5 protein-coding genes are annotated in these 6930 nt (G+C 47.6%); 4 read left to right on the top strand and 1 reads right to left on the bottom strand.

What is annotated here, in order from left to right:
• The first annotated feature begins 393 nt into the window (after positions 1-393).
• The 4 genes from H6F72_RS25700 to H6F72_RS25685 all read left to right on the top strand — a co-directional run bounded on the left by H6F72_RS25700 (position 394) and on the right by H6F72_RS25685 (position 5440).
• Complete coding sequence (locus H6F72_RS25700) at positions 394-1137, top strand: alternative oxidase (RefSeq protein WP_190442254.1); 744 nt, start codon at positions 394-396, stop codon at positions 1135-1137.
• Positions 1138-1169: 32 nt separating this feature from the next.
• Entirely contained in the window at positions 1170-1544 is a 375-nt protein-coding gene (locus tag H6F72_RS25695) for a group 1 truncated hemoglobin (protein WP_190442253.1), read from the top strand.
• Between the two features lie 591 nt (positions 1545-2135).
• Positions 2136-2888 (top strand): beta-phosphoglucomutase family hydrolase, encoded by a 753-nt coding sequence (locus tag H6F72_RS25690; protein ID WP_348252749.1) that lies wholly within the window; start codon positions 2136-2138, stop codon positions 2886-2888.
• Positions 2889-2995: 107 nt separating this feature from the next.
• Positions 2996-5440 carry a glycoside hydrolase family 65 protein gene (locus tag H6F72_RS25685; protein ID WP_190442251.1) on the top strand — a complete coding sequence of 815 codons (2445 nt, stop codon included), beginning with the start codon at positions 2996-2998 and terminating at the stop codon, positions 5438-5440.
• Between the two features lie 301 nt (positions 5441-5741).
• Here H6F72_RS25685 and H6F72_RS25680 read toward each other — a convergent pair whose 3' ends face one another.
• A complete protein-coding gene (locus tag H6F72_RS25680; protein WP_190442249.1) occupies positions 5742-6242 on the bottom strand; it encodes a ParM/StbA family protein in 501 nt (166 codons plus the stop codon).
• Positions 6243-6930 lie beyond the last annotated feature (688 nt).

Below are 6930 nucleotides of genomic sequence, written 5' to 3'. Positions count from 1 at the left end.
CGAAGCCTGCCTAAGTGAGGTGGTTGCTCTGCTACTTCAGGAAGTTGAGCAAAAGCGAATGTTATTGCAGCAGCAGGGGTGGGAGGTTCAGATCACAAGGTGCAAGATGTGAGCTACCTCATGAAGTGTCAACGAAATCTGAGGTTGAAGCATGATGGTAGCCTGAATGCCAGAGCAGCTTAACCAGATGAGAGCCAATAACCGTAATCACAAGATGCCTCCCCCTGCACCCAACCAGATCTAGGTTTATGAGGTAGCTCATATCCTGGGTGAGAACAATTTGGCAAAGTGAGAGTCATCACCTGTTTTCTTGCCTCTTTTTACTTGTCCTGGTTATGAAGGCGGCAATTCTATCCCTATCGATTGCGATAGCAGCTTTGGAGGAACTAAATCATGATACGACTGCTCGTCAACTTCTTAGAAGCGCTACTCAACACCTTTTATCAAGGTCGCGATCGCATTTTTGCACGATTTTTTGTCCTAGAAACAGTGGCTCGGGTGCCTTATTTTGCCTACACCTCGGTCTTGCATTTATATGAAACGATGGGCTGGTGGCGCAAATCGGACTGGCTGAAAGTGCATTTTGCTGAGTCCTGGAATGAACTGCATCATCTCCTGATTGCCGAATCTCTCGGTGGCAACGACCACTGGTACGATCGCTCCCTGGCTCGGATTGGCGGATTGATTTACTACTGGGTGATTGTTTTGGTGTATATCCTCAATCCCCGCGCTGCCTACCACTTCATGCAGCATGTTGAAGAGCACGCCTACCACACCTACGACCTGTTTCTCCAAGAGCACGGTGAAGTCCTCAAACAAATGCCTGCGCCAGAAGTCGCAATCAACTACTACCGGGATGGCGACTTGTATATGTTTGACGAATTCCAAACGACGCATCCTGAGGCATTTCGTCGTCCTCAAATTGAGAATCTCTATGATGTCTTTGTTGCCGTTCGCGAAGACGAATTAGAGCATGTCAAGACGATGATTGCCTGTCAACAGCCTGAAGCACAAGATACGTTCCAAAGCCCTCACACCGAAAACAGCCCTGCCTTGCCAGAGTCGGTGAGAGCCGCGATCGCTACGGCAACCGGACAAATTGTGCAAGCAGCAGAAAAAGAACCGGTTGAAGTGTAGTCAAGCAATTGCTGAAAAGGATGAGGAGAATTATGACGACTTTATTTGAAAAACTCGGTGGTGCGGCGGCTGTTGACTTAGCGGTTGACAAATTCTATCAGCGAGTCTTGCAGGATGAGCGCATCAAGCACTTCTTTGCCAATGTAGATATGGTAAAACAACGGGCACACCAGAAGGCTTTTCTGACCTATGCCTTTGGCGGAACTAATAAATACGACGGTCGTTATATGCGGAAAGCCCACAAAGAGTTGGTAGAAAAGCAAGGTTTAAACAGCGAACACTTTGATGCCGTTGCAGAAAACCTGATGGCAACGCTCAAGGAGATGGGAGTTTCTCAAGCGCTACTGGCAGAAGTTGCGGCGATCGCGGCTGCCCCCCAACACAGAAAAGATGTCTTAAACCAGTAAGACTGATAGCTTGGCTTAAGTTCTGCGTCACAGAGCGATCGCCTGCTCGGCCAGGTTAACGTTATGAAACTACGGCTCAGGAGTAGACCTTTGAGGAAGTTAGCCCTATTTACCTAGGCAGCGATCGCAACCTTCAGTCTAGCCAGCTGTGGTTCCCGTCAAAAGACGATAGAGTACAAGCTAACCTCTATTGACGCTCAGCCCCGTGTCGAGAAGCAATATGCTGCGATATTAGACGAGCTTGATTCAAAGTCTCAAGAGGCCAAGCGGGCGATCGCTAAGCTGACGGCGAAAGCTGTAGAGCTCGTTAAGCAAGCAGACAAACCAGCCAATAACCCCTAGGTAGATGAATAGACAATTTACCAATAGCAAAATTTACTCAGTAATTTTTTATAGGTGCAGCAACCAGCCGTGAAACGTCTTTCACAGAAAACTATCCAGGTCTTAGGGAATGCAGAGAATTGCTTCAAGCGCTAAAACGAAGGCGAAGGGTAACGACTTCATCAAAACAAATCCCTATGAGTGTTGTTCTGCCCCTAAGGGATTGCTGATTGAGATTTGGGGGCTACTTTGGTGATAGGAGATATTTTTGTGAGCCAGTTCAACTCATCCATCGCTTTGAGTCAGTTTGATGCTGTCCTATTTGATTTAGATGGCGTGATCACCGCAACCGCGAAGGTTCATGCTGATTGCTGGAAACGGATATTTGATGGGTTTCTTAAGCAACGGGCTGAAGAGACCGATGAACCCTTTCAACCCTTCGATATCCAGAATGACTACAAGCTGTATGTTGATGGAAAAATGCGGTATGTTGGCGTTCAAAGTTTTTTGGAATCGAGAGGCATTCAGTTAGCTTATGGAGAGCCATCCGCTCCTCCTGGCTATGATACGGTTTGTGCCCTTGGTAATTTCAAGGACGTTTTTTTTAACGAAGTACTTCAGGCAAAAGGAATTGAGGTATACGAAGGATCACTTGCTCTCATCCGTCATTTGAGCGATCGCGGGTTCAAATTAGCGGTTGTGTCATCAAGTCACCATTGCAAAGCTGTGCTTAAGGTGGCTGGAATTGAGCATTTCTTTGCTGCTGTGGTTGATGGCAATCTAGTCGATGAATTGCACCTGGCTGGAAAACCTGCCCCAGATGCTTTTCTGTTGGGGGCAAAACAACTTGGGGTTGAACCAAAGCGAACGATTGTTTTTGAGGATGCTATTTCAGGTGTCCAGGCGGGTCACGACGGTGGATTTGGACTCGTGGTTGGAGTCGATCGCAAAGGAGATCCTGAGGCACTGCAAAAAAACGGAGCGGATATTGTTGTCCAAGATTTGAGTGAGTTACTTGGCTGACAATTAAGGTACACAGGGATTTTTACTAGTCTGCGGTGTTAGGTCAGTCTGAACTCAAACATACCGCTACTAAAAAAGCCAGAAGTCATTAATCAGGTTGAAGCTCAATGTTGCATCATGAACCTTTAATCCCTCCCAGATATATTTATCCCCCTGAGCCTTGGCGCTGGGTTGAAAAGCAGTTCTATCCAAAACTTTTGGTACAAATGGAAACTCTGTTTTCAACCGCGAACGGTTACTTAGGGATGCGAGGAGTATTTGAGGAAGGCAGTCCCATTGGGCAAAATGGCACCTTTATCAATGGCTTTTATGAATCCTGGCCCATCGTCTACGCAGAGGAAGCTTATGGCTTTGCTAGGACAGGACAAACCATTGTCAATGCCACCGACAGCAAAATCATTAGACTGTATGTCGATGATGAACCGTTTTACCTACCGACTGCGAATTTGCTCAAGTTCGAGCGATCGCTCGATATGCAAAACGGGACACTTGATCGAGAAGTTCTTTGGCAAACGCCGTCCGGTAAGCAAGTATCGATTCGATCGCGCCGACTGGTTTCCTTTGAACATCGGCACTTGGCTGCGATTTCTTATGAAGTCACCATCCTCAACGCCAAAGCACCGATTGTTATCTCCTCCGAAATGCACTACGATGCTTCTGCCCGTGCCAGTGAAGGCGATCCGCGTCTCGCCAAGGGTTTTAAGGAGCGGGTGCTGTTACCTGAACACTATTGGGTTAAGGATCGCCGGATCATCTTGAGTCACATCACGAGAAACAGCCGGATGACGTTAGCTTGTGGTGTTGATCATGAATTTGAAACGAAATCTCCTTACTCTTATGAAAGCCAGTGTTCAGAAGACGATGGCAAGGTCGTTTTCTCGGTGGATGCTCAACCCGGCGTCCCAATTCGATTAGTCAAGTATATGACGTATCACACCTCTGACCATTTTCCAGCACAAGAGTTGTGTGAACGAGCCGAACGCACCCTTGATCGAGCGATCACTCATGGTTTTGATAATCTGCTCGTGAGCCAACGACAGTACCTAGATGATTTTTGGGATCGCAGCGATCTCAAAATTGAGGGTGACCCGCACGCTCCCAGCGACACTATAGAATTGATGCAGCAAGTGCTACGCTTCAATTTATTTCACGTTTTTCAAGCCTCTGCGCGATCGGAAGGGGGAGGCGTTCCAGCGAAAGGACTTACAAGTCATGCTTATGAAGGCAATTACTTCTGGGACATGGAGATTTATCTCCAGCCGTTTTTGACTTATACTTCTCCCCGGATTGCGAAGAACCTACTGCTATTTCGCTACAGCATCCTAGATAAGGCACGACAGCGAGCCCGGGAAGTGAACCAAGATGGTGCCCTATTTCCCTGGAGAACTATCAATGGAGAAGAAGCTTCTGCTTACTATGCGGCAGGCACAGCGCAATATCACATCAATGCAGACATCATCTATGCGCTGAAAAAGTATGTTGACATAACTGGAGATGATGAATTTCTCCTCAATGAAGGCGCAGAGATGTTAGTCGAGACAGCTCGGATGTGGTACAGCCTGGGATTTTTCTCCAAGCGAGTCGCAGGTCAGTTCTGCATTCATGGCGTTACGGGACCCGATGAGTACAACGCGGTGGTGAATAACAACACCTACACTAACTTGATGGCACGCGAAAACTTATGGTACGCTGCCTCCACCGTTGAGATGCTGCGCGATCGCCATCCAGACTGGTTCATTGCCTTAGTTGATAAGACTAAACTGAAACTTTCGGAGGTAAAAAACTGGAGAAAGGCAGCGGATAATATGTATCTGCCTTTCGATGAACGATTAAAAATTCACATTCAACACGACACCTTCCTAGACGAGAAAGTCTGGGATTTTGAGAATACACCTCCTGATAAGTATCCCTTACTCCTACACTTCCATCCCTTGGTAATTTATCGACATCAGGTGATCAAGCAAGCTGATATTGTGCTGGCAATGTTCCTCTTAGGAGATAAATTTTCACCGGAACAGAAGCGGCATAACTTTGACTATTACGATCCATTGACTACAGGAGACTCCTCTCTTTCTGTTTCGATCCAGAGCATTGTTTCAGCCGAAATTGGTTATTTGGAGCAAGCGACCGAATATGCCAAATATGCGGTACTGATGGACTTAGGGGATGTGGCGGGCAACGTGAAGGATGGCTGCCATATCGCAGCGATGGGAGGAACCTGGATGGTAGCCGTTTATGGATTTGCTGGGATGCGAGATTACAACGGTCACTTATCCTTCCATCCCAAACTACCGGAGATAGTTAAACGTCTACGATTTCCTTTGACGATTCAAGGACAACGATTAGAGGTTGATATCCAAGGAACAACAGCAACCTATTTGTTGCAGCAAGGCACTCAGTTAGCGATCTCGCATCAAGGTAAAGATATTCAACTCCTTGAGGGAATACCAGTGACGGTAGAACTGAAACCCGTACTTGAGCTTAAGGGTGAATTGATTAAATCAAGCTGGCCTTCCGATCCAACATTCAATCCAAATAAGCAGGATGATTAGCTGATGCGATCGTTCCCGCTGCAAGCTAAGACAATGTCAAGGTTGGTGCTTGAAACCATCGTTTGCCACGCTATTCATGCCTACTTAGCGGCTTCCAGTTAGTTGTGGCTCCTGGCAGGTTACTAAGAAATGGCTCTAACTGAGGTCTTAACTCAGTCAAGGCAGTTCCACCGCCCACCAGCACCTCATATCGCGGGACATCAAGCGCGGCAAACTTATCGCTCAGATGATGTCGAACCTCTTCCCAGTAGTAAGCTTCTGCCTTCTGACGGCGATCGCTTAACTCAAAGACTTTTCCCGGCTAGTCCGGAAAGGCAACGGTACCCTGTCCATGCAGCAGGGCATCGAGCAGATATGAGCTTTCCGGCTGACAAATGCCCTGAGCGAGCGATTGCAAGCATTCCAAATACCCCAGTTTGACCGTGCTGCTCGGTTCTCCGGTTGGCGGTTTGCCTTGACGCAAAACGAGAAAGGTCAAATCCCGATAGCCCACCATCACCACCACATAGGTTTGATTCGTTTCTCCTTGCTTGGCTGCCTGAATTTTGCGCCACTGCACGAGCCCTGCTCCTTCCGGCAGAATTTTAATCACCTGGGGCAAGAGTTCAACATCTCGACCCCGGTAAGTAAAGTGATGCGCCTCCTGTAAGGCCCGAGCCACTTCATGTTGATCCGAGAGATATTCATTAAAGGGCAAGGCGACTCCCAGGTTGATGGGTAAGGATGACACCTGGAAGCGGTGCGCCATTTCTCCAGCCACTCCAAAAATACGCAGATGAGCCAGGGTACTCTTGCGAAGCATGGCGGTGGTTTTGTTCGATCGCCCCTCAGCATCTTCTGCCAGAGCATAAGCCGTATCACCAAGCTGAAGGTAAGCCCCCGATTCCAGACCCCCACCGAACTGTGTCCCCTGGTCGCCAGGATTTGCAACTCCGATGGTGGCAAGTCTGCCACCCGAGACGGGCAGAGATAACTCTGAAACTTGGTTCCATTCGATAGTGAGGCTTTTGTGCCTGACATACTTAAATCGACAAATAGTTGATACTGTGACATCGCTTTAATCTCTAAGTAGAAATGAGAAAATTTTTTGCCGCACTTCTGCCACACTTTTGACGCAGTTAGCCATCAAAAGCGGGATAAATGACTGCTATTGAGGTTCGATATCAATTTTTGCCGCACTTCTGACGCAGTTGATCTTTGTTTCTAAACCTGAGAGTAGAAACTCCGTGTGTCAGCCGTATGCGAATGAACAGCGATTGAGTATGGAATTGCGATGTCAAATAAGTATGTTCTGGCCAAAGAAATATCATGAAGGGCGGTCGCCTCTAAAAACACAGCAGTTCCATCGCGCGATCCCCTCAATTCCATCTCCCTGATAGGTAGTGCTCAAGATGTAATGATAGAAGAGTAAAGTCCATTTTGGCATGCTCTTTGTCTGGTTATGCCTGCTTGCCCCATTTGCGCCTCTTCCAGAACGGTCAAAAACGGTC

This window comes from Trichocoleus sp. FACHB-46 (assembly GCF_014695385.1).
GTDB lineage: Bacteria > Cyanobacteriota > Cyanobacteriia > FACHB-46 > FACHB-46 > Trichocoleus.
The sequence above is the reverse complement of the archived record's forward strand: the minus strand, read 5'-3'. Positions and strand labels throughout refer to the sequence as shown.